Source organism: Streptomyces sp. CB01201, from assembly GCF_002803085.1.
GTDB lineage: Bacteria > Actinomycetota > Actinomycetes > Streptomycetales > Streptomycetaceae > Streptomyces > Streptomyces hundungensis.
Map to the genome: position 1 here is coordinate 123920 of NZ_NNBJ01000008.1, position 23693 is coordinate 147612.

Genomic DNA, 23693 nt, shown 5'->3' on the forward strand with positions numbered 1-23693 from the left:
TCGGCGTGCCCGTCCCCGCTCGCCGCGGGAGCCGGGCGGTCGGACCAGGTCAGGCACTGCTGTCCGGTCCGGTGGGGCGGGCCGGTATGGCTTCCTCCGCGTCCGCCCGGGATTCTCCCGGGCCGGAGGTCTCGTGTACGGCGCCGGTGGAGAGCGCCGTCAGATACTCCAGGCTACCCGTGATCCTCAGGAGCCGGTCGAGAGCCGGGGTGCGGTCCTCCAGGTGCAGCGAGACCTCCGCCGCGTCGGTGCGCCGCCGGATCATCAGCAGTATGGACAGTCCGGTCGAGTCGATGGACCCCAGCTCCGCGCACCCCAGGTGCAGGTCCCGCAGCCGCGGGTGGGCGGCCAATTTGGCGGTGGCCGCTTCCAGAAGCAGGTCGGCGTTGTCGTAGTCGAGGTCTCCGCGCAGCTCTATGCGCACGGTGGTCTCGGTGTCAACGGCCGTCAGTCTCAGGTGACTTGGGGAATACGAACTCAAGGCTGGTTCCTGGCGGATGCGGAAGGGGCGGAAGGGGTGGAGGGGCCGGCGAGCCGGTCGGAGCCGAGCAGCAGGAGGCGCGTGGCGCGCGGGAAGTCCTTGAGTTCACCCGCCAGCAGCCCCAGGGCGGGCGGCAGGCTGTACGCGGGCACGCCGCGCGCGGCGAGGATGCCCGCGGTCCAGGCGATGAACCCGGTGAACAGGTCGGCGTCGTCGAGGTAGAGGGCGGTGGCGAGGAAGTCCACGATGTGCGCGACGTCCTCGGCGGTCCGCTCGCGCTGCAAGTCGTTGTACTGCCGCATGGCGGGGAAGGCATCGTCGAGTCCGTGCATCACGGCGCGGACCAGGCTGGTCCTGCTGCGCGTGACCATGGTGTATTCCTGGTCGTCCAGGTGCGGCAGATCGTCGATCGGCTGGTGGCCCGGCTCGGGGCGGGCCAGCGGGGCCCGCTGGATGCGGTCCGCGGCGGAGCGCGCGTCCGCCGCCCACGCGTCCGCGCCGAGAAGCTCGGCGTAGCGTCCGCCGGGCCCGAAGGCGGCCCCACCGACCACGACGGGGACGCCCACGGCCTGGCAGGCGGTGATGGTGGCATGGGCGGTGGGCAGCCGGGTCGCGATGGAACTGGAGAGTGCGACGAGTTCGGGCCCGGTGCGATGCAGGTGCGCGATGAGATGCGGTACGGGAACCTGCGCACCCAGATAGTCGACGTGCCAGCCGCGCAGTCTGAGCACTTCGGCCAGGAGCCGGGCGGGCAACGCGTGCCATTCGCCGTCCACGCAGGCGACCGTGATCCGCCCGCGTTCGGCGGCGGTCCGGGCGGCCGGGTGCAGCGAAAGGGCCGCCACGGCACGGTCGTTGATGGCGGTCGCCGCGTGCTCCTGGGCCACGGTCATCCGGTTGGCGGCCCACTCCTCGCCGACCTTGAACTGGACGGGGGCGATCACGTCGAGCAGCACGCTCTCCGGGTCGACCCCGTCGTCCAGGGCCCGCTGCACGAGGCTCGTGGCCGCGTACTCGTCGCCCGCGAAGACGGCTTCCCACAGGGCGGTCTCCAGTTCCGCCGGACGTCTGGGAGCCGTACGGAGTTCGGTACTCATGCGGTGAACCTGCCCCGTGTGTGGCCGTTCACCGCGCTCAGGTGGTGGCTGCGCGGCGCGGAGACCACGACGACGGCCATGTCGTCGTGCCGCCCGTTGCCGACCCACTGCGCGGCGACCATCTGGACGCGCTCGACGATGCTCTCGGCAGGCATGCCGGCGCACTCGGCCAGGACGCGCCGCAGCCGCTCCTCGCCGAACATGGCGTCACCCATGGGGCCGCCGCGCGCCTCGGTGAACCCGTCCGTGTACAGGACGCAGGTCTCCCCCGGCGCCAGGAACAGATCGGCGCTGTCCGCCCGCACCTCGGGAATCGCGCCGATCAGGGTGCCCCGGGTGTCGGCCTCCTCGACCTCGCCGGTGGCGCGCACGACCAGCGGGGGCGGGTGGCCCGCGCTGGTGACCCGCATCCGCACCGAGCGGCCCTCCCGTACCGCGGACGCCAGGACGAGGGTGGCGAAGCGGGTGTGGTGGGAGTTGAGCAGGGCCATGTTGAGCAGGCCGAGCATCCGCTGGTGGTCGTCGGCGAGCGGCAGCAGGGCGTGCAGCGTGTTCCGGATCTTCCCGGTCAGTACCGCGGCTTCCAGGCCCTTGCCGCACACGTCCCCGAGCACGACGAGCGAGGGGTTGCCCTCGGCCGCCGCCGGGTGGACGTCGTAGAAGTCGCCGCCGATGCGCTCGTGGTCCTCGGAGGGACGGTAGCCGCCCGCGAAGTCGACGCCGGACACCTGGTGCAAGGACGGCGGCAGCAGCTCGCGCATCAGGACCTCGGTGATCGCCGACTGGTCCGCGTACAGCCGGGCGGCCGACATGGCCGCTCCCGCCCGGGCCGCGAAGAGCCGGGCGAAGACCTCTTCCTCGGGCGTGAACCCGGGGCCGTCCGCGCGCCGCAGCAGGATCAGGGCACCGGCCGGGACGCCGTGTCCGGGCAGCGGGGTGACCACTATCGAGCCGGGCGCGCCGAACCCCTCGGGCACCACCCATTCCGGCACCGTGCGGGGGTCGACCCAGCGGGTGGGCACCGGGGGGAATCCCTGGAGCGCCTCCACCAGGCCCGGCACGGAAGCCGGATCGGCGACCGCGGACGCCACGACCGGACTGCCGTCGCGCAGGCAGGTGACGATCGGCAGCCGGTTCCCCCGGACGGGGGAGACGACGACCGCCGCGTCCGCCAGGTGCTCCGCGGCCATCTGCGCGGTGACGTTGGTGCAGCGGTCCAGGTTCAGTGAGGAAAGCAACAAATTGGATGCCCGGCCCAGGAACGCCGTCCGCTCGCGTTCCCTGCGCAGCGCTTCCTCGGCCAGCCGGTGATCGGTGGTGTCGACGAGCCACCACAGCACGGTGCCGCTGTCCTCGACCGTGGGATGCGCCTCGTAGACCCGGTCGCCCACGTGGCCCGACCACACGGCGGGCTCTTCCACCCTGCCCTGCCGGGGAATACGCAGTGCCGCGTGCGCGGACGACAGCCAGTCCGGGACCGCGTCCGCCATCTGCGCACCGGGGCGCGCGGCCGGCAGCAGAGCGCCCGCCGCCTCGTTGACCAGAACGACCGCGCCCTGAAGATCAGCTATCAGAACGGGATAGGGAGCCCTGCTCCACAGGGAGCCCTGTACGTCGACGTCAGTTGCCGGGTTGGTGGAAGTCACCAAATGTCGAGGATCCGCTGCGCGAACCCCTCACCTCACACCCTCATAGGAAACATTGCCGTTCGGCAACCATCCCCCATCCCCTCCCTCCTGGCAACCACGCCCCCTCGAAGCGGGCCGGACGCCGGGGCGGGGAGGCCGCAACACCCCTGCACGGGACCGGATTTGCTCTCGTCGGGCGTGAGCACCGGCGGCGGCGCGGTGGGACGGCTCACACCAACGCCCCCCCTTCCGTCCACGCGAGTTCCGTCCACGCGAGTGGACGCCACGTCAACTCCGCGTCGCATCAAACAATCCTGGCAGGGGACCGGCATCACCGAGGGCCGGACCGGGATGGGTGGGCCGCCGGCGACGGCCCGCGCCCGCCGCCCCGGTGCCCGTGCCGGTAACCCGGCGAGGGGGCCGGGGTGTGGTCGACCGGCGGCTCGGAGGCGCTGGGGCTCGCGCTCGGAGTACCGACGGGCTCGGCGGTCGGCGGAGGTGTCACGCCCGCGGATCGGCGCGGGCTCGCGCTCGGGGTCGCCTTGGCCGAGGCGGGCGCGGGCTGGACGCCGCGCGGTACGACGGTCGGGGTGGCGCGGGGGCAGGGCGGTTTACGGCCGGCGCACAGGCCGGGGCCGGGGCGCGAGGGGGCCGGGGTGGGACGGGTCACACGATGGGCCGCGCTTCTCGTCGCGGGTGCCGGGTGCGGCGGCGCGGGAACGGCGAGGTGGGTGAAGGGCAGCACGGAGGAGCGGCTCGGCGGCAGCGGCTCGGGGGTGACGCCCGCCGCCCAGGCGCTGGCCGTCGACATGACGGCGGCGAGGGCCACCGAAGCCAGGGCGGCCCGGGTCCGGGGGCGCCCGGCGGTCGCCGTGTACGCGGTCCGGACGAGCCGTCGTACGAGGCGCGCGAGCAGACAGCCGATGCCGATGAGGGGGAAGGCGAGCAGGGCCAGGCCGACGAAGGCGACGGCACCGCCGGAGACGTCCCCGTTGGCCGCCGCGTCATAGGCACCCTGCGCCTGCGCCACGACCGAACGCGCGGCGGTGGCGGAGATGCGCGGCAGGTTCCACAGGGTGTAGCCGAGGTCGGTGATCATGAGCGGCAGCACCACCAGCATCCAAACGGCGATGGTGGTGCGGGCTTTGCGCGTCAAGGTGCCGGCGATCGCCGGCTTGGGGCGCCGCCCTGGAAGGACGCTGCGCAGGATCGGGCCGATCTGGCCGTACAGATCGGGTACGCCGGCGATGTCGGCCAGGATGTAGTAGCCGTCGAGCCGGGCGGCGGGCACGAGCTGCTCGAAGATCTCGAAGTGCCCCAGGTAGATCGCGGCGAGCAGGAACGACCAGCCGGTGCCCGCGTAGCAGGCGGCCAGCGCGAGCATGAAGATGACGTTGAAGTAGACCCCGCCGAGGTCGGTGCGCAGCCGGCCGGCCCGGCTGATCCGGTACACATCGGTGACGTCGGTGTAGAGGGAGGGCCACAGCAGGTAGATGCCGCAGCCGATGCGGCCGGGTCTCGCGCCGCCGTAGTGACAGGCGGACGCGTGGCCGAACTCGTGGAACACCAGTGAGGCCACGACCAGACCGAACACGGCGAGCAGCAGGAGCGGCTCGTCCAGGGCGCCGAGCAGGGCCGGGACCGCGCCGTGCACGAGGAAGAGCCAGCCGTCCAGGGCGGCGAGGCTCAGCAGGACCAGTACGACGGCCGGGGGCCGGTGGAGCCAGGCCAGCAGCCTGGCGGCGACCGCGACGGCACGCGGCGGAACCAGGGTGCGGCGGCCGACCAGACCGAGCAGCAGATCGGAACGCGGTACGTCCTTCGCCAGGGCCGTGCCCGCGCCCGGCGCCGCGGTGATGCCCATCGGTTCCAGTTTGTTCGTGACCAGGTACGCGACGTTGTCGGCGCTCACTTCCTGCCCGAAGGACACCGTGACTTCCCGGGCGATTTCCTCGACATCGCGCCTGCCGTCGACCGCCACGGCGACGAGATGCAGCAGTTCCGAGATGTGTACCACCTGGCCATCGCCCCTGCGGGCGATGAATACCGGTTCCGCGTATCCGGATCCCTGATATTTTCCGTGCAGTTCCAGACCGTCGGTCCGGCACGGAATCATACGCGCCGCGACCACGGCGGAATTACCGTCCTGATAAATGACTCAACCTTTCCGACGCGGCATGGCGCGAAAAAACACCGGGCAGCTGCACAGAAAGTGCGGCCTATCGAATGCCCTGGTGTCTTCCGTGCCGACTGGACCGCGCTCCCCCCTCAACCGGATGCGGAAAGGGACCGAATGGGAGAAGCGTGCCGCCGGCCGGCCGTCGAGGGCAGCTGACCAAGCCCCGCACGACGACCGGCCGGCGACTCACTCACTGCTCACTCAGCCCGTGGACCCCCCACGCACTGTGTCAGCAGTGCTTCTGCACAGGGGGGCAGTGGGACGGCGCGTGGTGCGCGGGCGGAGCCTCGTGGTGCGCCGGCGCGTGGTGCGCGGGAGGACAGTGGGACGGGGTGTGGTGGGCCGGCGGCGCGTGGTGGACCGGCACGTGGTGCTCGGGTGCGTGGTGGACCGGCGGCGCGTGGTGGACCGGCACGTGGTGCACGGGCTCGTGGTGGACCGGAGCGTGGTGCACGGGCACGTGATGGGTCGGCGCGTGGTGGACCGGCGGGCACGGCGCGGGCACGTGATGGGCCGGCGCGCAGTTGAACTTCAGCACCCCCAGGGCTTCGCGGTTCGGCAGCAGGCCGACGGTCTGACCCTCAAGATCGGATACGCTGAGCATTTCGGCTCTCTTTCAGTCGAGTGACCGCACGACCTCATGCAGGATTCCCCACCCAGGCCGTCCGGCGCCTTACGAAGAGAACGCTATGGCCGCGCCAATCAATACGACAAGCACTCCAGGAATTCACACCTTCAAATAAAGGCAAAGAGGTCGAATCCCTGAGCGAATAAAGCACCGCTAAGATCGCAAGCGCTTACCGCGGAGCGAATATGAGAAACTCCTCAACTTTGCGGAGTAATACCTGACCAGGGCACAGGTAAACGATTCGCCGATTTGGAATCCGGGCTGCCGTACCGCACGCCCGGGAGAGCGGCTCCGCGCACCGGCGGCCTCCTAGCGAGGGGCGTCGAGCCGGTCGCTCAGCCACGGCATGGCCTGCGGGAAGAAGGCGACCCACGTGTTCCAGTTGTGTCCGCCGCCCGACGCGATCCGGGTCGTGACCTTCACGTCCGTCCCGGCCGCGGCCTTCACGAACTCCTCGATGTAGGCGGGCGGGCTGTCGGGGTCCTGGTTCGACGTGCCGAGGAACAGCGAGGTGGGCGGGGGACGGTGGGCCACGAGCCACATCGGGCTGGTGCGTTCGCGGAGTCCGGCGTCGCTCAGCACACTGGCGTCGCCGGTGAGTGGATCCGGGTCGAGGGCCACGCCCGCTCCGAACACCTTCGGGTAGCGCAGGGGCAGTGCGGCCGCGCAGAAGCCCCCGGTGGAGATGCCCATGACACCCATCCCCTTGGGGCCGGGCAGGGTACGGAAGTGCTGGGCGATGAGCCTGGGCACGTCGTCGGACAGCCAGCGCGCCACCTTGCGGTGCGGGGTGTCGGTGCAGTCCGTGTCCTCGCCGCCCGGGTCGATGACGGGCATGACCAGAATCGCCGGACGGGCCGTGCCCTGCCGCACGTACTGCGCGAACGTGCCGGGCATGCCGCCTTGTTCGACCCAGGACTCCGGTGCTCCCGGCACGCCGTGCAGCAGCATCATGACGGGGAAACGGGTGCCCCGGTGGGCCCGCTCGTCGTACTCGGGTGGCGTCCACACGAGGACACGCCCCGCCAAGTGGGAGTGCGGACCGCGGAAGTAGGTGGTGCGCACGCCGTTGGCGGCGACGGTGAACTTGGCCCGCTTGGGCGGGGGCCCGGTCATGGCGGTGGCGTTCGCGTCGACGGTGCCGAGCAGGTCTTCCCACGAGGCGTACAGGCCGTAGCTGTTGTTGATGTCGGTGGCGACGGTGGCGATGGCCGTCACCTGGCACAGCACGATCATGAGGGTGCGGACCGGCCAGCGCAGCCATGCCGGACCCGGCAAGCGCCCCCACAGCAGGAGCGTCACGGCCATGGCGACGAAAGTGAGAACGATCAGGAGGACGAGGAACGACGTGCTGGTCAACCCCATGTCAGCCGGCTCTCCTCACTGCTCGCCCGACGCCTCCGACGCCCGAGACGTCTCCGACGTGCACTGTGGCATCGCGATGGGCCCCCGCTACGACGACAGGCCGCAGCATCCCCCGACTGACGCCGGCACTCCCCACCACCTCGTCGCCATGGCCACGGACACCCCGGCCCGCCGAGGACCACGAGAGGCACTGATCTACGCCGATCGACGCCGATCGACGCCGGATGCCTTGACAGGCCCCCTATTAGTTCGGATTCTATTCAAATTAATCCGCGGCCGCCGTGAACAAGTGAACACCCCCTACCGCACGCACAGTTCAGCCCTTACGTCGATCCGGACGCCCGCCCCACCGGGCCGCCGCCGTGCGGACGGCCCGCTCCGAGAGGAGTATTCGTGTCCGCCCGCATCAGAACGAAAGTCGCCGGCGCGCTCGTCGCCGCGACCGCACTGCTGACCGGCAGCCTGCTGGTCGCGCCGGCGTCCGCCCAGGACCCCTCGTACACCGTCGCCATTGGCGCGAAGGGCCCCTGGGGCAATCCCGACGACACCCCGGCCGCGCCGTACATCGACAAGGACGGCACGTTCTACTACCAGTCGGCGCACTCGCTCTACGCCGCCCATGACGACCGGGCCTGGTCGTTCTACACCGGCAAGGACTTCGACTCCGCGACCCGGTCGAGCGCCCTCAGCGACGCGGTGAATCCGAAGAACTCCCAGGACCGGAACAACGACACCACGTGGCGCTGCAACAACAGCCCCACCGGCCGCGAGGCGACGAAGGCGCCCGCCGGTTCGAGCTACGCGCAGCCCAACTACTGTGACCTGATAGGGGTTTGGGTCGATCCGGACACCGGCGACTGGTACGGCCTGGTGCACAACGAGTTCACCCCCACCCCCTTCGGCGACGGTCTCCACTACGACGCCATCGACTACGCCGTCTCCAAGGACCAGGGTCACACCTGGAGCATCCAGAGCCACGTCCTCACCTCGCCCTACAGCACCAAGCGCGGCGACACCACGGCGTTCCCGCACGAGACGTACGACTACGGCAACGGTGACCCCCGGCTGTTCGTGGACACCGCCTCGGGCTACTTCTACGTCTACTACAACTCGCGGATCATCCCGAAGGGCGGTGTGTCCGGCGGCTGGACGGACGGCTCCCGGGCCCATGTGGCCCGCGCCCCGATGTCGGGCAAGATGGCGCCCGGCTCCTGGCAGAAGTGGTACGACGGCGCCTGGTCGCAGCCCGGACTCGGCGGACTGGAAAGCAACATGGAGCCGGTCGACGCCACCCACACCACGGGTTACACACCGGTCGCGCACGACTACAACCCGGCCAACGCGGGAACCGTGGCCCAGCAGACGGCGGCCGGCACACTGCCCGCCAAGTCCGATCTGCTCACCATGAACATCGCCTACGACGCCCACCTCGGCCTCTACATCGGCGAGCCGGAGACGATCAAGCAGGACGGCACGGAGAAGCAGCGGTTCTACGTCACCGACAACCTCGCGACACAGAAGTGGCGGCTGATCGGGGACTCCGGTGACTACCGCTCCGGCTCCTGGTACCGCTGGCTGCTGGACCCGGTGAGCCGCACCACCAACACGATCGTCGGCAAGACGTTCCGTTCGTACTGCTCGTTCTTCTGCTCCAACGGTTCGGACGGCGAGTACTACGACACGACGGTGACCAGCAGCGCCGCCGCCCCCGCGCCGGTCGACCCGGCGAAGGCGTACACCATCGCGAGCGGGACCGGACGCTATCTGGCGCAGGTGTCCGGCGGATCGGCGACCACCTCGCGGGCCTCGGCGGGCGGTTCGGCGCTCGCCAAGTGGGTGTTCAGCCCCAACGGTGACGGCTCGTACCGGATCGCGAACGCGTCCACCGGGCAGCTCCTCGGCGTCGACTCGTCCTCCACGGCGGGGCGGGCCTGGGCGGCCAAGCCCACGGCGACCAAGGCTCCCGCCAACGGGCCGACCGCAGGTCAGCAGTGGTTCGTCGTCGCCAACACCGACACCTCCGGTGCGCCCACCGGTACGTTCCGGCTCGTCAACCGATACAGCGGCCTGGTGATCGCGCTTTCCGCCGCGAACAGCCGGCCTGCGGAGACGACCCCGGTCCGGGCCTGGACCGACACCACCGGCAGCAAGGTCGGCGGCGCACGGTCCGCGTCCGAACAGACCCTCACGTTCACCGCGGTGGCAAAGCCCCCTATGCACTGATCATGCACTGATCAGCCACTGCTGCGGGGCCGTTCCCGGGCGGTCGGTGACTCCAAGTCCCCGACCGCCTGGGCCTGTTGGGGCCACTCCTCGCTCCCCCGTCCGGATCGGTCCTGACCACCGATCCGGACGGGCAGAAGCGACTGGATCGAAAGGGCTCAGCCGGACTCGGGCCCCTTCGCGTTGATGACCGCGAAGATGCCGCCCTGCGGGTCCTGCACGACGGACATCCGGCCGGCCATCATGTCGAACGGCGGCTTCATGACGTTGCCACCGGCCCTGACCAGCGCGTCCACCGTGGAATCGGTGTCGTCGACCGCGAAGTAGGTCAGCCAGTGCGAGGGCGTTCCCGGCGGGAGCCCGTCGATGGCGGAGAGGGCCTGCATGCCGCCGACCGTCCGGCCACCCGCGTTGATCGCGAGGTAGCCGTCGGCGCCCTCCATGGTGCTGGTGGTGATGTCCAGCGCGTTGGAGTAGAAGGCCGAAGCGGCGTCCGTGTCACTGGTGTTGAGCTCGCTCCAGATGAACGCGCCCGGCTCGTTGACGATGCCCGCACCGGGGAAGTCCTTGGCCTCCCACAGGCCGAACACGGCACCCGTCGGGTCGCTCGTGACGGCCATCCGGCCGAGGGTCATGACGTCCATGCCGGGCACCATCGCCTGGCCACCGGCGCTCGCGATCTTCTTCTCCGCGGCGGCGAGGTCCGCCGTGGCGATGTAGGTCGTCCACACGGCCGGCGGCATCGGGTCGGGCTTGGTTCCGTCCGGGTTCATCGCCGCCATGATCCCGGCGACCGGTTGGCCCTTCAGGGAGCACACGGCGTACCCGCCGGTCTCCGGCGGTCCCACCTCGCCCTGCCAGCCGAACAGGTCGCAGTAGAAGTCGATCGCCGCCTGCTGGTCGGGGACCATCAGATCGATCCAACAGGGCGTGCCGGGTGCGTACGGACCACTGACTGTAGGCATAAGAGCCTCCGTGAACTGGCTGGGCGGCTCCCGGAGCGGCGCACGCAGAGAAAACCAACCCGCGATGTATGGATTTGTCTGCTGGTTTCAGCTCAAATCCAGTCAAGCACTGGTCCGCGCGCGGTGCACGACCACGAGGTGTCCCGCTGAGCCGCGTCGCCCCGCGCGACGGGAACCCCCGGGGCTCTTCTGCTGCCGCGGCTGCGCTTCAGCCATGACGCTTCGGAGGCCCGCGATCTGCTGGACGAGCCGTTCCGCCCCGACTGGGCGCTGATCAGCGCCGGCCATCTGCGCCTGCCGCTGCCCGGACCCGCCGTCGGGGCCACTCGTCGACCACCCCGCGTGCCCTGCGGCCACGGTATTCCTGCTGGTGCACGGTCGCCCGATCCGGCCGGACGAGGGGCCCGGTGGGCCGAAGGCCCGGTGGGCCGAACGGCATCGTGCCCGCCGTGCCGCTCCCTCCCGGCCCGCCTCGTACACTCCGCCGCGGACCGCCCCGCCCGACTGGGGCACCGGCCCGCTCGGGCCGACGTCCGGGGCCACGCGGCGGGTGCTGCGGGCGGCGGACCGACGGGCCGGTCGGGTGAGGACGCCCGTGGACGACACGATGTCGCCATCCGTGGCGAGTCACGGTTCAGCCGGTGGCGTGGACAGGACGGCCGTTGCTGAGGGCCGCGGCCGGACGCCGGTAGAGCACGCCCACGGTGACGGCCGCGAGAACGGAGACGGCTCCGCCCAGGGCGAGCGCCGCCCGGGGGCCCGCCGTGTGGGCGACCCACCCGATGCAGGGGGCGGCCAGCGGGGTGGTGCCGAGCGAGGCAAGCATGTAGAGGCTCATCACCCGGCCCCGCATATCCTCGCTGACCCCCAGCTGGAGCCGGGCCTTGGCCGCCGTGAGGAACACGAGCAGCGCGACCCCGGTCGGCACGAGCATGACGAGGAAGGCGAGGTGACCCGGCATCAGACTGCTGGCCGTCTCCAGTGCCCCGAACGCCAGCGCCGCCCCGGCGAGTTGATGGGCCGTCATGCGTTGATGGCGCGCGGCGATCATCGAGCCGATCACGGAGCCGGCGGCAAGCGCGGTGTTGCCGAGGCCGAAGGTCGCGGCCGAGGCCCCGTAGACCTGGGTGGACATCAGCGCCGTGGTGATCTGGAAGTTCATGCCGAAAGCGGCGACGACAGCGACGAGCCCGAGTGTGAGCGCGAGGTCCGGCCGCTCGGCGACATGGCGCAGCCCGTCCCGTACTTGCCGCTTCGCGCGGGCGACCGGTGGGGCCGGATTGAGCGTGCGGGGATCCGTGCGCAGCAGACAGAAGAGCACGACACCGTAGGACAGCGCGTTGGCGAGGAAGGCGGGGGCGGGCCCGACGAGGACGATGAGCGGAGCGGCGAGTGCGGGGCCCGCCATCCTGGCGAGGTTGAGCACCGCGCTGTTGAATGCGAGGGCCCCGACCAGCTGGGCCGGTTCGACGGACTCCGCGATGAAGGCCTGGAGCGCGGGCTTCTCCACGACCATGGTGAGCCCGAGCGCCAGGGCCAGCGCGTAGAGGGCGGTGAGGGACACCGTGCCGGTCAGCACCAGCGCGGCGGGCAGCAGCGCGAGTACGGCCATGACCGCCTCGGTCACCAGGAGCGTCCGCCGCCTGGAGTGCCGGTCGACGAGGACACCGCCGTACGGCCCCAGGAGCAGCAGGGGCAGGAACTGAAGGGCCGTGGTGATGCCCAGGACCGTGCCGTTCCCGTGCGACAGCTCCAGGGCCAGCCAGTCCTGCGCGATCTTCTGTATCCAGGTGCCGGTGTTGGAGGTCGTCTGCCCCAGCGCGAAGAGCCGGAAGTTGGGGCTCCGCAGCAGGGGCCAGCGTCGGAACACTCCGTGCCGGGCGTCCCCGCCCCGCCCCCGGCCTCCGTCCCGGGCCTGCCCCGGGTCTCCGTCCCGCACCTCGGAGTTGATCACCGAGCGGCCGGCACGGACCGGCCTTTGGCAGCGAGGCGGCTGCGCAGTGCGGCCACCACGGCAGGGGTCACATCCGTCATCTGCTCGCGCCACCCCACGTTGGCGTTGACCTCACAGATGGTGAAACCGCCGTCCGGTGTGAAGAGCAGGTCGACGCCCGCGACACCGAGCCCCAGCACTTCGGCGGCCCGTACCGCGAGCGCCTCGCCCTCCGGATACGATCCGGTGCACAAGGTCGCCGTCCCGCCCATCGCCAGGTTGGAGCGGAAGTCCCCATGCGGGGAGGTACGCACCTGCGAGGCGACCGGACGTCCGTCGACCACCACCACACGCAGGTCCCGCCCGTGGGAGTGGGCGACGTACTCCTGGAAGAGATACGGGGCGTCCTGGCCGAGGCTCCCGTGGATGCCCTGGAGCATGACCGCGTCCGGCGCGAGGAACACCTGCTCGCCGCGGTGCCCCCGCACCGCCTTCACCACGCACGGCTGCGGCACCCCGGCACCGATCGCCTCCCCCAGCGGCGCGTTCGCGTAGGAGAGCGTGTCGGGCACGGGAAGCCCCGCGACGGCGAGCTGCTGAAGGTGCCAGAACTTGTTCAGACATGCCAGCACCGCGTCGACCGGGTTCAGCAATGCCGTTCCCATGGCCTCCAAGTGCCGCAGCAACGTGATCTCCCGGTCCGTGCTCGCCACGGGAGTCCACACCCTGCCGTACGCGGTGGCCGGCGCGGCCACCTCGCACCCGTGCAGGTCGTGCAGGGTCAATCGGCCGCCCCGCACGCCCAGGAGGAGTTCGTCGGTGCCCACCACCGCGCAGCGCTCTCCGAACTCCGCCGCGAAGGAGTCGATGAGACGGCCCGTCAGCTTTCGTCTGCGCAACCCTGCGCCGAGTACCAACCAGACGTCCGCGGAGAGACTCCCGAAGCACTCACGCTCTCCCCCGTCCTCTGACACAGACACGCGTTTTCCCCTCGGTCGCCGGCCCACGGACTCGCGCCCGAGCCCCCACGACCTCTCCCCACTTGACCCTCGACGGCAGGGCCCCATCGGCACCCCACCACTCGATCGGCCCCCGTCGGCCACCCGACCGCCCCATCCCTCGCGGAGCCGTACGCGGTCCACCCACCGGCTGTCACGGACGTGCCGACGGCCGGGGGCGCTGGAGTCCGAACACCGCCGTGTCCGAAGCGAGGGCGAGGAAGACATCACGCGGATCGGGAACCAGTTTGCGCTCGGCGAGATCGAGGATCCCGCAGACAGCGGTGACCTCGGCCGCCAGAGTCCCGTCGTCGACGCGCCGGATGGTCTGCTCGATACGGAACGACTTGCCCTCGCCCCAAGCGAACGCACAGCTCACATCCACCTCGTCACCGGCACGCAGCTCGCGTCGATAGCGGATGGTGGTCTCCATGGTGACCGGGCCGACCCCCTTGGCCAGCAGATCGCTCTGCCGGATTCCGCCGTGCTCCAGAGCACACCAGCGCCCGTGCTCCGCGTACTGGAGGTACACGCTCTGGTTCAGATGACCCTGCGCGTCCGTCTCGTACCCGCGCACGACGATGCGTACGGTGAACGGCTCCATGCTGATCACTCCCCTGCCACAACCGCTTCGGTCGGCCCGACGGCCCGTCCCGTACTCCACCATGAGGGGACCATGAAGGGGCAGCGTTGTTCAGCGGTGAACCGCCCCTGTCGATCAGGGGAACGCGGGGACGGACGCGGGCTCCCCGAGGCCCAACCGGGTGTCCGGAAAGGGGAATTGGCGCTCTCCGGGACGAACCCGGCAAGAAGAGAAAACAGGGGACCGAGTCAGCCACCGAGCACCGAGCACCGAGCACCGAGCACCGAGCACCGACCACCAGGATGCCGCGACGTGGCCCTCGACCCACCGGGCCGGAAGCCGCTACGCGGCTACCGCGTCCCAGGCGTCCTGTGCGGTGCGGCGGGGTGGCCGCCTCGGGGCTCGTTCGACGAGCCGGGCCATCCAGGCGCCGATCTCCTGGAGCTCCCTGCGCCCGACGGTGGCGCGAACGTGCGGGAACCACATCTGTTCCTCGGAATCCATGTGGCGCTCGACGATGCTCATCAGGAAGCGGGCCTTGATGGCATAGGCGATGCCATCGGCCGGCATCTCCTGAAGCTCGCCGGCCAGCACCTCGGCGATGTGGTGCTCCTCGCGGAACTCCATGATCGTCAGCTCGGTCTCCGGAGCCAGGGCGGATACCCGCGGGTACATACCCTCCCGCTCGATGTAGGTGTACACGGTCAGTGCGCGCAGAAACTGATCGACCACACCGGGATTCCGATCGGCGCCGTAGGCCCGGATCAGGCGCCTCAGCTCCTTGTGGCCTTCCCTGAGCATCACGATCGCGTCGGTGGACATGGCGGCTCCTTGTGGCACAGGATTCACTTCCGTGACATACCCGGCAGGCCCGGCGATCATGCGCCCCGCTACAGACCGTGGTTTTCCGTTGCCCATGGCCTACGGAACGTGATCGCGGAGCCGGGCCGACGGGTGCGCAACGGGACGCCACCGTTGCTGACGGCCCAGTTAAGAGGCTGACGGCCCAGTTAAGAGACTGGCCGCGTATACATCTGCGCGGCCCCGTCACCAGACGGGGTCGGTCGGCCCCAACCGGGCTGCTGCGGCGAGCAGTTCCCGTATCAGCTCGACGACGAGCCGAGGCCGTCCCACGAACGGTGAGTGGCCCGTCGGCCACTCACGCACGTCGGAACAGCGCGCGGCCATCTTCCGCTGCAAGCCGGGGTCGATGGCCATGTCCCGCGCACACACGACGTAGGTGGACGGGGTGCTCTTCCAGCCGTGATGCTCGGGCACGCCTCTCCCGCACCCGGCCGCCTGCACCCGCAGCAACCCGACCGCCCAGGCCGCGAGAGGCCCGGGGCAGTCGTCGTACAGGGCGTCGGCGGCCCGGTCGGGGTGGAGGCTGGTCGAGCCGTCGGGCTCAGCGAGGATCGCCTCCCCGAGCTGTCGGGACGCCCCGCCCATACCGGCCGCGCTCTCCCCGGCGTCCAGGACGAAGGCCGCCAGATAGACCAGCCGTGCCGCTCCCCTGACCCCCGTGATCACCGATCCGCCGTAGGAGTGCCCGAGCACGATCGGAGGCTCCGACAGCGAGTCGATGGCCGCCTGGACAGCGTGGGTGTCGGCGGACAGCGAACCTCTGTGCAGCTCGGGAACGAGGACTGCGACTCCCTCAGTCCGCAGGTGCTCCGCCACCGGGGCGAAGTGTTCGGGACGGTGATACAGACCATGGACGAGCACGACTGCCGCCAAAACTCCCCCTCCTGAGATCGCCACCGGGTCGCCATCTGGGTCGCCATCTGGGTCGCCATCCGGGTCGCCATCCGGGTCGCCATCTGGATCGCCATCGAACCGTTGATCCTAGTCACAGGACGTGAGTTTGCGGCGCGGAGTGCCCCCCGTTCGCCAGGGCCGGACGCGGGCGATCACTGCGTCAGTCTCCGCGGGGCCGCCATTCCGCGGCTTGGCGGGCTGCGACATGGGCGCCCCAGCCCCAGGCAAGGAGCCCCATCACCGAGACGGCCAGGACGCAGAGGAGGAGGAACGACCCGGAGATGTACGAGGCACCGTCGGCCGTCTTCGGGTACGCCAACCACGTGCCGACCACGCATCCGACGACACCGGCCAGGACGAACGGGACGAGGAGGCTCCAGGCGGCGGTACTCCAGTGGATGCGGCGGTTGCCCGACAGGACGCTGATGGGGGCGAGTGCGCGCCCGTTGCGCAGGAATTCGGCGGTCCCGCTGATCACCGAGACTCCCGCCAGGACGAGGATGCCGACGAAGCCGAAGCAGGTGATCCAGAGCCCTTGGCCGCGCTTGATCTGACCTGTCGTCAGCCATTCGCCTCCGGCTGTGTCAATGGCGAGTCCCCGCGGTAGCACCCGGTAGGCCAGCTGTTTCAGCGCGGGCACGGAGAGTTCGCGTCCGTCCACGGAGACCAGAACGGTGAGCGGCACTTCTCCTGGTGTCGATGCGGCCGCATCGGCGGGCTCAGCCGACTCCCGCGCGGTCACCGAGTCGGCGCCGGAAGCGCTCCACTCGACGATCTCGCGCGCCCGTTGGTCCTTGAGCTCTCCACCGACACGAACAGGCTGGTCACGACAGGGCAGTTGGAGCGCCGTGAGGCCCCGGCAGGTGCCTTCCAACGTGACGGCGAACCTCTCCGGGGCATTGATCATCCGCACCGCCTCGACCGTCGGTGGCAGCTCTCGCACGAAGGCCGCCATCTGCCGGGGTGTGGTGGTCGTACGCGGCCGCACGACGAGGGCGCTGCTGCCGATGCGCTCGACCGTGGCCTGCGCGGCCCTTGCCTCCGCTCCGAACAGGCCCTGCCAGGCGACGATTTGGACGAGCAGGCCGAGCGCGATCACCAGGCCGGCCGTCATGCGCGCCAAGGGGCCCGGGTGGGTGGCCATGCGCTGTCCGGCCACCAGGAGACCGGGGCGGCCGAATCGGCGTCCTGCCCGGCTCATGCGCCGCCCGAGCAGAGCACCGAGTACGGCGATGGCGGCGGGCAGCGTCGCCAACGTACCTGCCGCACCGGCCCAGTTGGTGAGGACGTTGCCTGGTGTTCCCGCGGCCCACAGGCGAGGACCGAGCACGGCGATCAGCAGGAGCACCGGGCACAGGGCAGCCCAGCGCATGGGTGGCCGGCGTGCCCCCGTCGGCCGATTGCTTCCGGCCGTGGGGGTGAACCGCGCGGCGACGACGCAAGTTGCGACGACCACCATCGCGGCCGTGACCACCGCGAGCGCCAGCTCCCGTCCATGGGCGCGGACGTCCTGTGCGGACACGACGAATCCGGTGACGGGCAGCCGGACATCGCAGGCCCAGAACGCACCCACTACCCCGGTCGCGATCACCGCGCCGGCCAGGACCGGCATCCCGGCTTCGCCCAGCACGATCAGAGCGCGTGCGCGTGACGTGCCGCCCAGGGCGTCCACCAGCGCGGTACGACGGTCCCGGTTGCGGGAACCGGTCCGGGCGGCCACGGCCAGAAGGACCGCCACGGGCAGGAGCACCAACAGGCCCGGCATGGTCTGGAAGGCCCATTCGGGCCGGGCGTCGTCCAGCTGCCCCAACCGGACGACCTCCGCGTGCGGAGCCATGCCCGAACTGGAAGACCATGCCGATGTACCGACTGCGGTGGCGGGCCAGGGTCGAACCGCGCAAGGCCGTCAGCTCGACTCCGGCGACTTCGACTGTTCCGTGATCGGGACGGATCAGGCCGAGAAGGCAGGAGAGCAACGTACTCTTGCCCGACCCGCTGGGTCCCGTGATCGCGACCGACTCGCCCGCGTCCACCGTGAGACCCAGCGAGTCGAAGAGCCGCCGCCCACCCACCGTGTGGCTGAGCCCGCCGACACACAGCCACAGGTCCATTCATGTTCCCCCGCAACCCCCATCGCAGGCCTGCCCCCGGACAGTGCACGGCGGTGTGTGCGCAGCCGGGGAACTGTCGCGCCCTGTCCCGCGCGGCTGCATGGAGGTGATCGTTGCGCGTCGCCCCGCATGCGGCAAGCCGATGACTGCCTTTGGCCAAAACCGGCTCAGCCGCTCACTTCATGCGGTTCATGCGGTTCATGCGCTTCGTGCCCGACCGTCGGATCCACATGGTCCGTGATCTCGTCATACCGATGGCCCACGTCCGCGTCCCGGCGGGCCGAACACCTCCGGCAAGCCTGCGCGCGACGGCCGGCGCGTCGGATTTCCGACGCGCCGGCCGTGACTTCGCCCGTCCAATGACGATTCGTCAGGATCCCGACTGCACCGGCCCGATGAGGGTGCCGGCGGCGACCTTGAGCGAGCCGCGAGCAGTGGACTCGCCCGGGATCACGCCTCCGGGCGCCCGGAGGACGAAGGACGTCTCGTCGGCCTGTGCGCCGGCCCTGCCGTTGGGCACCTGGATGTCGAAGTGGACCGGGTGGCCCGGGCCGAACTTCACCACTTGGTGCTGCGAGCCGTAGTGCCCGGTGGTGACCCGGTTCGGTGAGCCGTGGTGGGAGAAGCGCACCTGGGTCGGCGATCCGGCCAGCTCACACGATGCGTACCCCCGCGCCGCGGTCAGGGTGACGCGGTAGTGGCGGTGACCGGAGGAGGCCGGGGCCGCCACGATCTTCGCGCTGTGGTTCGCCGGGCGACATGAGGAGGGAGCTTCCCGGCCGCCCGATCCGGCCTTCGGCGCCGCCTGCGCCACTCCCCCTCCCACCGCGCCCACCAGTACGGCGACGACAGCGGTAGCGGCGATCTTCCGGACGATACGCATCACGCATACTCCGATCCTGATGGCGGCCCCGCAAGGGTCCCGCCGGAACATTGGTCGACTGCATCCCTCCCCCGCAGCCGCCCGCGCCAATGTCATAAATGCGTTACGACTACGCCAAACGCGCGTTCCCCCAGAACAGCGCCCCGCGCCCGAGAGGCGCGCGCGTGCACCGCACGGCTGCAACTCCGTTGCCGTGCCCAGGCGTTGGTCACGCCGATGCCCGTGTTCGCACGTGCCGGTTCCACTGTCCTGTGCTCACGATTCGTACGATGGGCAGGCAGTCGATAGGGTGCCTCGTCACGACCGCCCCCGTTCGATCCACGGGCCGGTCAGGGTCCTGCGCCGCTCGTGGCACCGCCACGAGCGCGCCTGCCGACCCTGCCTGCCCAGGACTTGGGAGACGGGGGCGTCCTCACGGCGGGGCCACACGGCCCCGGCCGACCGGTCAGGAGGAACGAGTGGCACGGATCATCGCCGAGGTATCGCGGACGTTCAACGAGTTTCTGCTCCTGCCGAACCAGACCCGCAGGGACTGCTCTCCCGCGACGGTCGACCTGCGCACCCCACTGGTGCGGCACGTCGTGGGCGAGCGGTCGACGATCGAACTCGGATCCCCCGTCACCTCCGCGATCATGCAGGCTGTCAGTACGCCACAACTCGCCATCGCCCTCGCACGCAACGGCGGCCTGAGCTTCCTGCACCACAACCAGTCCGTCCAGGATCAGGCCGCCGCCGTGCGTCAAGTGAAGAACTTCAAGGCCGGGTTCGTCACCAGCGACACCAATGTCCGCCCCGACGACAGCCTGAGCCACCTGAGCGCAGTCATGCGGCGCACCGGCCACAGCACCGCAGCGGTCACCCATGACGGCAGCGCCACCGGCCGCCTCCTCGGCCTGGTGACCTCCCGCGACTTCCATCCCCAGCGCCACGATCTGGCGGGGTCGGTGTCCGCCCGAATGAGGTCTATCGCCGAACTCCCCAGCGCCGAGGCCGACATCACGCTCTCCGATGCCAACGCCCGGTTGTGGGACGAGCGCCTCGACTGCATCCCCGTGCTGGATGACCAGGGCCACTTGCGGTACTTGGTGTTCCGCTCCGACTACGCCGACAACAAGCGCTTCCCCAACCAGACCGTGGACAGTGCCAAGCGCCTCCGCGTGGGTGCCGGCATCAACACCCACGACTACCAGGAGCGGGTGCCGGCCCTTCTCGACGCGGGTGCGGACGCGTTGTGCTTCGACTCGTCCGACGGCTACAGCGACTGGCAGGCAGAGGCGCTGACCTGGGTGAAGAAGCATTACCCGGAAATCCCGGTCGGCGGAGGCAACGTCGTCGACGGGGAAGCGTTCACCTTCCTCGCCGAGGCCGGCGCCGATTTCGTCAAGGTCGGTGTCGGCGGCGGTTCCATCTGCATCACCCGCGACCAGAAGGGCATCGGACGCGGCCAGGCCAGCGCCGTCCTCGACGTCGCCGCGGCCAGGGACGGCTTCCGGGACCGCACCGGCCAGTACGTGCCGATTTGCTCGGACGGCGGTCTGATGCACGACTACCACGTTGCTCTGGCGCTGGCGATGGGTGCAGACTTCGTCATGATGGGGCGCTACTTCGCCCGCTTCGACCAGGCGGCCGGTGCGAAGATCCCCACCCAGGACGGCTTCGTGAAGGAGTACTGGGGCGAAGGGTCGAACCGGGCCCGCAACTGGCAGCGCTACGGCCAGGGAAGCCAGGGGCTCATCTTCGAGGAGGGTGTGGACGGGTACGTCCCCTATGCGGGCGACCTCAGCGAGGGGCTCGCCCTGACGATCGCCAAACTCAGGACGACGATGGTCTCCTGCGGCTCCGCCTCCCTGCGGGAGTTCCAGTCGACGGCCCGGCTGACCCTGGTGTCCGACCAGAGCTTCCAGGAGAGCCACGCCAACGTCATGCTCCGGGACGCACCCGCCGCCATGGGCTGAGCCGGCCGGGCAACCCACGGCCACCCGAATCATCTGTATCGAAGGGCTGACGCGATCATGAACACAAGGCCTGTCACCGACCGCCGGGTCCGCGTGCAGGGCGTCCCTGTGGAGGGGGTCTACCCGGTTCGGGCGCCCGAGTCCGCGCGCGGGCAGGTGCTGCGCATCACCGTGGCCGGCGAGGACATCCTGCACCGTCCCTGCAAACCGGCCGACGCGGAGTTCGGCACTCCCTGGCTTTCCCAGTTGATCGACGACATGTTCATCACCATGTACGTAGCCGATGGGGCGGGCCTGGCGGCCAATCAGGTCGACGTGGATCTGCGCCTGTTCGTCTACGACTGCTACGACGACGATGACGTGCGGCACGTCGGCCATGTGCTCAATCCGGTCGTCGATCCGGTGGCCCCGGAGGAGCGCCGTCTCCTGGAGGCGGGCGAGGGGTGCCTCTCCGTGCCCGGCCCGGTCTTCGACGTCCCGCGCGCGGAGCGGGCCGTGGTGCGCGGCTTGGACAAGGAGGGGAAGGAGGTCGTGATCGAGGGCACCGGCTACTTCGCGCGCTGCCTCCTCCATGAGACCGATCATCTCAACGGGCTGGTCTATGTGGACCGGCTGACGAAGCGTCAGCGCCGCTCCGTGCTCCAGGAGATGGACGATGTGAAGGAGAGCGTATTCGCTCGGCGTGTCGAGCGGGCCAAGGCGCTGGGAGCCTCGCCGAAGGTGCAGTAGCGCTCAAGTCGGCTGGCTGGATTGTTGGTTGTCGCTCGGATCACCGTTGCCGGCGGGGCGGTGGGCGGTGATCGTGTAGTAGTCAAGGCTGCCCTCGTCGAAGGCGCGCAGGAAGTTGCGGGGCCAGGTGCCGGGCTCCCACATCGTGGCCAGCCAGCGGTCCCAGCCGGGCCATACCGAGGCGCCGATCGATGTCGCCCGCACCGAGGTCAGGCCGGCGTCCCGCAGGCTGTCGACCAGGTCCGGCACGGTGTGCGCGACGTCGAGGCCGGTGGCGAACGTGTCCAGGAGCTCGGCCAGCCGGTCGGGCCGGGCAGGATCGGCATCGGGGACGAAGAAGCTCGCGACGGCGGCGCGCCCGCCGGGCCGCAACACCCTGGCCGCCTCGCGGGCGAACGCGCCGAGGTCGCGGAAGTGCTGGGCGGCTTCGATGCTGTAGAGCCGGTCGAACGAGCCGTCGTCGAACGGCATGGACTCGGCGGCACCCCGCACGAACCGCAGCCGCTCCGAACTCCCTTTCAACAATGGCGAGTTGCGCCGTTCGGCCCGCGCGAGCTGCTCGGGGTGGATGTCCATGCCGGTGACGTGAGCGAATCCGTACTCCTCAAGCGCCACCGCGGCACCGGCACCGAGCCCGCACCCCACTTCCAGCGTGCGCAGACCCTCGGTGGGCGCCAGGGTGGCCAGCACATGGCGGTACATCTCCCGCTGGCTCCTGACCCGGTCGGCATCGTTCGGGGGCCGGTCCGGGTCGGCGCCCTCCCAGTGCCCGAAGTTGATGAACCCTCCGCCGAACAGCGGCTTCGAGCCGAGATCGGCCGGGCCGTACGCCTCCCGCACCGCGCGGAACATCGCGGGCTGCCCCGCTCCGGAACCTTGTGCCATCCGTCCCACCTCCGAGCCGGGATGCCCGCCGGCCACTGCGGCCGGGCACGCCGTCGGCGCTCAACTCGCCGACCGCGTAAGGCTATCGGCATCAGGCCGCCGGCCCCCGCGCGACGAGCCGGGCCGCGGCGAACTCCTCCCGGGACGCCTGTGCGTCCATTTCCAGGTAGCCGTACGCGTCGTCACCGATCGGTATGCGCAGGGGCGTCGGTGTCTCGGCGTCGACGATGTCGAGCACCCGCGCCGCGAAGTCCTCGGGACGGCCGGTCTCTGGGTTGTCCACCAGGCCGCGGGCGCCCTGGAGCATTTCGAGGTTGGTTCCGTCGTACGCGGGGATGCGCCGGTGCGCCTCGATCATGGACGTGCCGTACCGGGTGGCGAACATGCCCGGTTCGAGAACGGTGACCCGGATGTTGTGCGGGGCGGCCTCGATGGCCAGGGCCTGGCTCATTCCTTCGAGCGCGTGCTTCCCCGCGACGTACGCGCCAAGGCCCGGCAGGGCCATGCGGCCGACCACCGAGGAGATGTTGAGGATGTGGCCGTGCCCCTGGGCCCGCATCAGCGGCAGGACGCGCCGGATGAGCCTCCAGGGGCCGAGGAGCAGGGTCTCCAACTGGTCGCGCAGTTCGGCGTCCGATACTTCCTCGACCGCGCCGAAAAGTCCGACGGCGGCGTTGTTCACCAGGACGTCGATGCCGCCGAGCCGGTCGACGGCGGCGCTGACGGCCTCGTCGCAGGACGTGGCGTCCCGCAATTCCAGCCGCAGCGGGACGATGCGGCCCGGCCAGGCCGCGGCCAGCTCCTTGAGATCGGTCGTCTTGCGCGCTGTCACCGCCAGCTCGTCGCCAGCAGCTGCCGCGGCAGTCGCCATGGCTCGTCCCAGGCCTGAAGAACATCCGGTGATCAGCCAGCGTCGTCCCATGGTGCGTTCCCCCGTGACATGTATGTCGCTACACGTGTTTCGCTCATGCCGGCCGTGGTGCCCGCGGTGCCCGTACCGGCTGTGGCAGGCGCATCCGCCGTGGTGGCCGTCCGGCACTGGGTGGGTGTGGTGACCGTCGTGGCCGCGGCGCACGAGTCGGACCGGTACCGCAGGGCGGGGGCGACGCGGCACCGTTCCCCCCGCCGCGCAGCGCCCTTCCGCGCCGTGCCGAGCGGTGCCGGACGTGACGCGGTTCCGGGCGATGGCACGGCATCACGGTCGACGCGCGCTCGGCGGCGTCGTCGCGCTGGTCCTGTGCGCGCGGGTTCGTACCGGCGCGTGCCCGGAACGTGCCCGGAACGTGTCGTGG

19 protein-coding genes and 1 pseudogene are annotated in these 23693 nt (G+C 70.5%); 4 read left to right on the forward strand and 16 right to left on the reverse strand.

Annotated features, from left to right (window positions below; translation table 11 throughout):
- Positions 1 to 49 precede the first annotated feature (49 nt).
- The 4 genes from CG740_RS18115 to CG740_RS18130 form a co-directional block, all read right to left on the reverse strand.
- Positions 50 to 481, reverse strand: a complete 432-nt coding sequence (locus CG740_RS18115) for an STAS domain-containing protein (protein WP_100576202.1) — start codon at positions 479 to 481, stop codon at positions 50 to 52.
- Positions 478 to 1578 (reverse strand): cobalamin B12-binding domain-containing protein, encoded by a 1101-nt coding sequence (locus tag CG740_RS18120; protein WP_100576203.1) that lies wholly within the window; start codon positions 1576 to 1578, stop codon positions 478 to 480. Before CG740_RS18120 ends, CG740_RS18115 begins: the two co-directional genes overlap by 4 nt.
- Positions 1575 to 3149, reverse strand: coding sequence for a PP2C family protein-serine/threonine phosphatase (locus CG740_RS18125; RefSeq protein WP_442802833.1), 1575 nt, complete (start codon positions 3147 to 3149; stop codon positions 1575 to 1577). Before CG740_RS18125 ends, CG740_RS18120 begins: the two co-directional genes overlap by 4 nt.
- A gap of 388 nt (positions 3150 to 3537) precedes the next feature.
- Positions 3538 to 5223: a hypothetical protein gene (locus CG740_RS18130; protein WP_159030323.1), complete on the reverse strand. Its 1686-nt coding sequence runs from the start codon at positions 5221 to 5223 to the stop codon at positions 3538 to 3540.
- Between the two features lie 514 nt (positions 5224 to 5737).
- Here CG740_RS18130 and CG740_RS18135 point away from each other — a divergent pair.
- Positions 5738 to 6013, forward strand: a complete 276-nt coding sequence (locus tag CG740_RS18135; RefSeq protein WP_159030324.1) for a hypothetical protein — start codon at positions 5738 to 5740, stop codon at positions 6011 to 6013.
- Between the two features lie 309 nt (positions 6014 to 6322).
- Here CG740_RS18135 and CG740_RS18140 read toward each other — a convergent pair whose 3' ends face one another.
- Entirely contained in the window at positions 6323 to 7378 is a 1056-nt protein-coding gene (locus CG740_RS18140) for an alpha/beta hydrolase (protein ID WP_100576206.1), read from the reverse strand.
- A gap of 393 nt (positions 7379 to 7771) precedes the next feature.
- On the opposite strand from CG740_RS18140, the gene CG740_RS18145 reads away from it, so the two are divergent.
- On the forward strand, positions 7772 to 9601 hold the full coding sequence (locus CG740_RS18145) for an RICIN domain-containing protein (RefSeq protein ID WP_234376333.1): 1830 nt from the start codon (positions 7772 to 7774) through the stop codon (positions 9599 to 9601).
- A gap of 158 nt (positions 9602 to 9759) precedes the next feature.
- Here the strand turns inward: CG740_RS18145 and CG740_RS18150 are convergent, their stop codons facing one another.
- The 9 genes and pseudogenes from CG740_RS18150 to CG740_RS18195 form a co-directional block, all read right to left on the reverse strand.
- Positions 9760 to 10566, reverse strand: coding sequence for a VOC family protein (locus CG740_RS18150; protein WP_100576207.1), 807 nt, complete (start codon positions 10564 to 10566; stop codon positions 9760 to 9762).
- 634 nt (positions 10567 to 11200) lie between these two features.
- On the reverse strand, positions 11201 to 12520 hold the full coding sequence (locus tag CG740_RS18155) for an MFS transporter (RefSeq protein WP_100576208.1): 1320 nt from the start codon (positions 12518 to 12520) through the stop codon (positions 11201 to 11203).
- Positions 12517 to 13479: a RimK family alpha-L-glutamate ligase gene (locus tag CG740_RS18160; protein ID WP_234376334.1), complete on the reverse strand. Its 963-nt coding sequence runs from the start codon at positions 13477 to 13479 to the stop codon at positions 12517 to 12519. Before CG740_RS18160 ends, CG740_RS18155 begins: the two co-directional genes overlap by 4 nt.
- A 172-nt stretch (positions 13480 to 13651) precedes the next feature.
- Positions 13652 to 14101 carry an acyl-CoA thioesterase gene (locus CG740_RS18165; protein WP_100576209.1) on the reverse strand — a complete coding sequence of 150 codons (450 nt, stop codon included), beginning with the start codon at positions 14099 to 14101 and terminating at the stop codon, positions 13652 to 13654.
- Between the two features lie 321 nt (positions 14102 to 14422).
- Positions 14423 to 14902 carry a hemerythrin domain-containing protein gene (locus CG740_RS18170; protein ID WP_100576210.1) on the reverse strand — a complete coding sequence of 160 codons (480 nt, stop codon included), beginning with the start codon at positions 14900 to 14902 and terminating at the stop codon, positions 14423 to 14425.
- Positions 14903 to 15127: 225 nt separating this feature from the next.
- Entirely contained in the window at positions 15128 to 15817 is a 690-nt protein-coding gene (locus CG740_RS18175) for an alpha/beta hydrolase (RefSeq protein WP_100576211.1), read from the reverse strand.
- 181 nt (positions 15818 to 15998) lie between these two features.
- Positions 15999 to 17675: an ABC transporter permease gene (locus CG740_RS40995; protein ID WP_159030325.1), complete on the reverse strand. Its 1677-nt coding sequence runs from the start codon at positions 17673 to 17675 to the stop codon at positions 15999 to 16001.
- Between the two features lie 16 nt (positions 17676 to 17691).
- Positions 17692 to 17949 (reverse strand): annotated as a pseudogene (locus CG740_RS41000) (ATP-binding cassette domain-containing protein); the annotation flags it as partial.
- Between the two features lie 370 nt (positions 17950 to 18319).
- Positions 18320 to 18832, reverse strand: a complete 513-nt coding sequence (locus CG740_RS18195; RefSeq protein WP_199846493.1) for a DUF4232 domain-containing protein — start codon at positions 18830 to 18832, stop codon at positions 18320 to 18322.
- A gap of 458 nt (positions 18833 to 19290) precedes the next feature.
- Here CG740_RS18195 and CG740_RS18200 point away from each other — a divergent pair, with 458 nt between their 5' ends.
- The gene (locus CG740_RS18200; protein WP_100576214.1) at positions 19291 to 20787 is read left to right on the forward strand and encodes an IMP dehydrogenase; all 1497 of its coding nucleotides are present in this window, start codon (positions 19291 to 19293) and stop codon (positions 20785 to 20787) included.
- A gap of 57 nt (positions 20788 to 20844) precedes the next feature.
- The gene (gene def / locus CG740_RS18205) at positions 20845 to 21516 is read left to right on the forward strand and encodes a peptide deformylase (protein ID WP_100576215.1); all 672 of its coding nucleotides are present in this window, start codon (positions 20845 to 20847) and stop codon (positions 21514 to 21516) included.
- A 3-nt stretch (positions 21517 to 21519) separates the two neighbouring features.
- On the opposite strand, the gene CG740_RS18210 is transcribed toward def, so the two are convergent.
- Together CG740_RS18210 and CG740_RS18215 are read right to left on the reverse strand one after the other, a co-directional pair.
- The gene (locus CG740_RS18210; RefSeq protein WP_234376335.1) at positions 21520 to 22401 is read right to left on the reverse strand and encodes a class I SAM-dependent methyltransferase; all 882 of its coding nucleotides are present in this window, start codon (positions 22399 to 22401) and stop codon (positions 21520 to 21522) included.
- Positions 22402 to 22492: 91 nt separating this feature from the next.
- Positions 22493 to 23323 carry an SDR family oxidoreductase gene (locus CG740_RS18215; protein ID WP_100576217.1) on the reverse strand — a complete coding sequence of 277 codons (831 nt, stop codon included), beginning with the start codon at positions 23321 to 23323 and terminating at the stop codon, positions 22493 to 22495.
- Positions 23324 to 23693 lie beyond the last annotated feature (370 nt).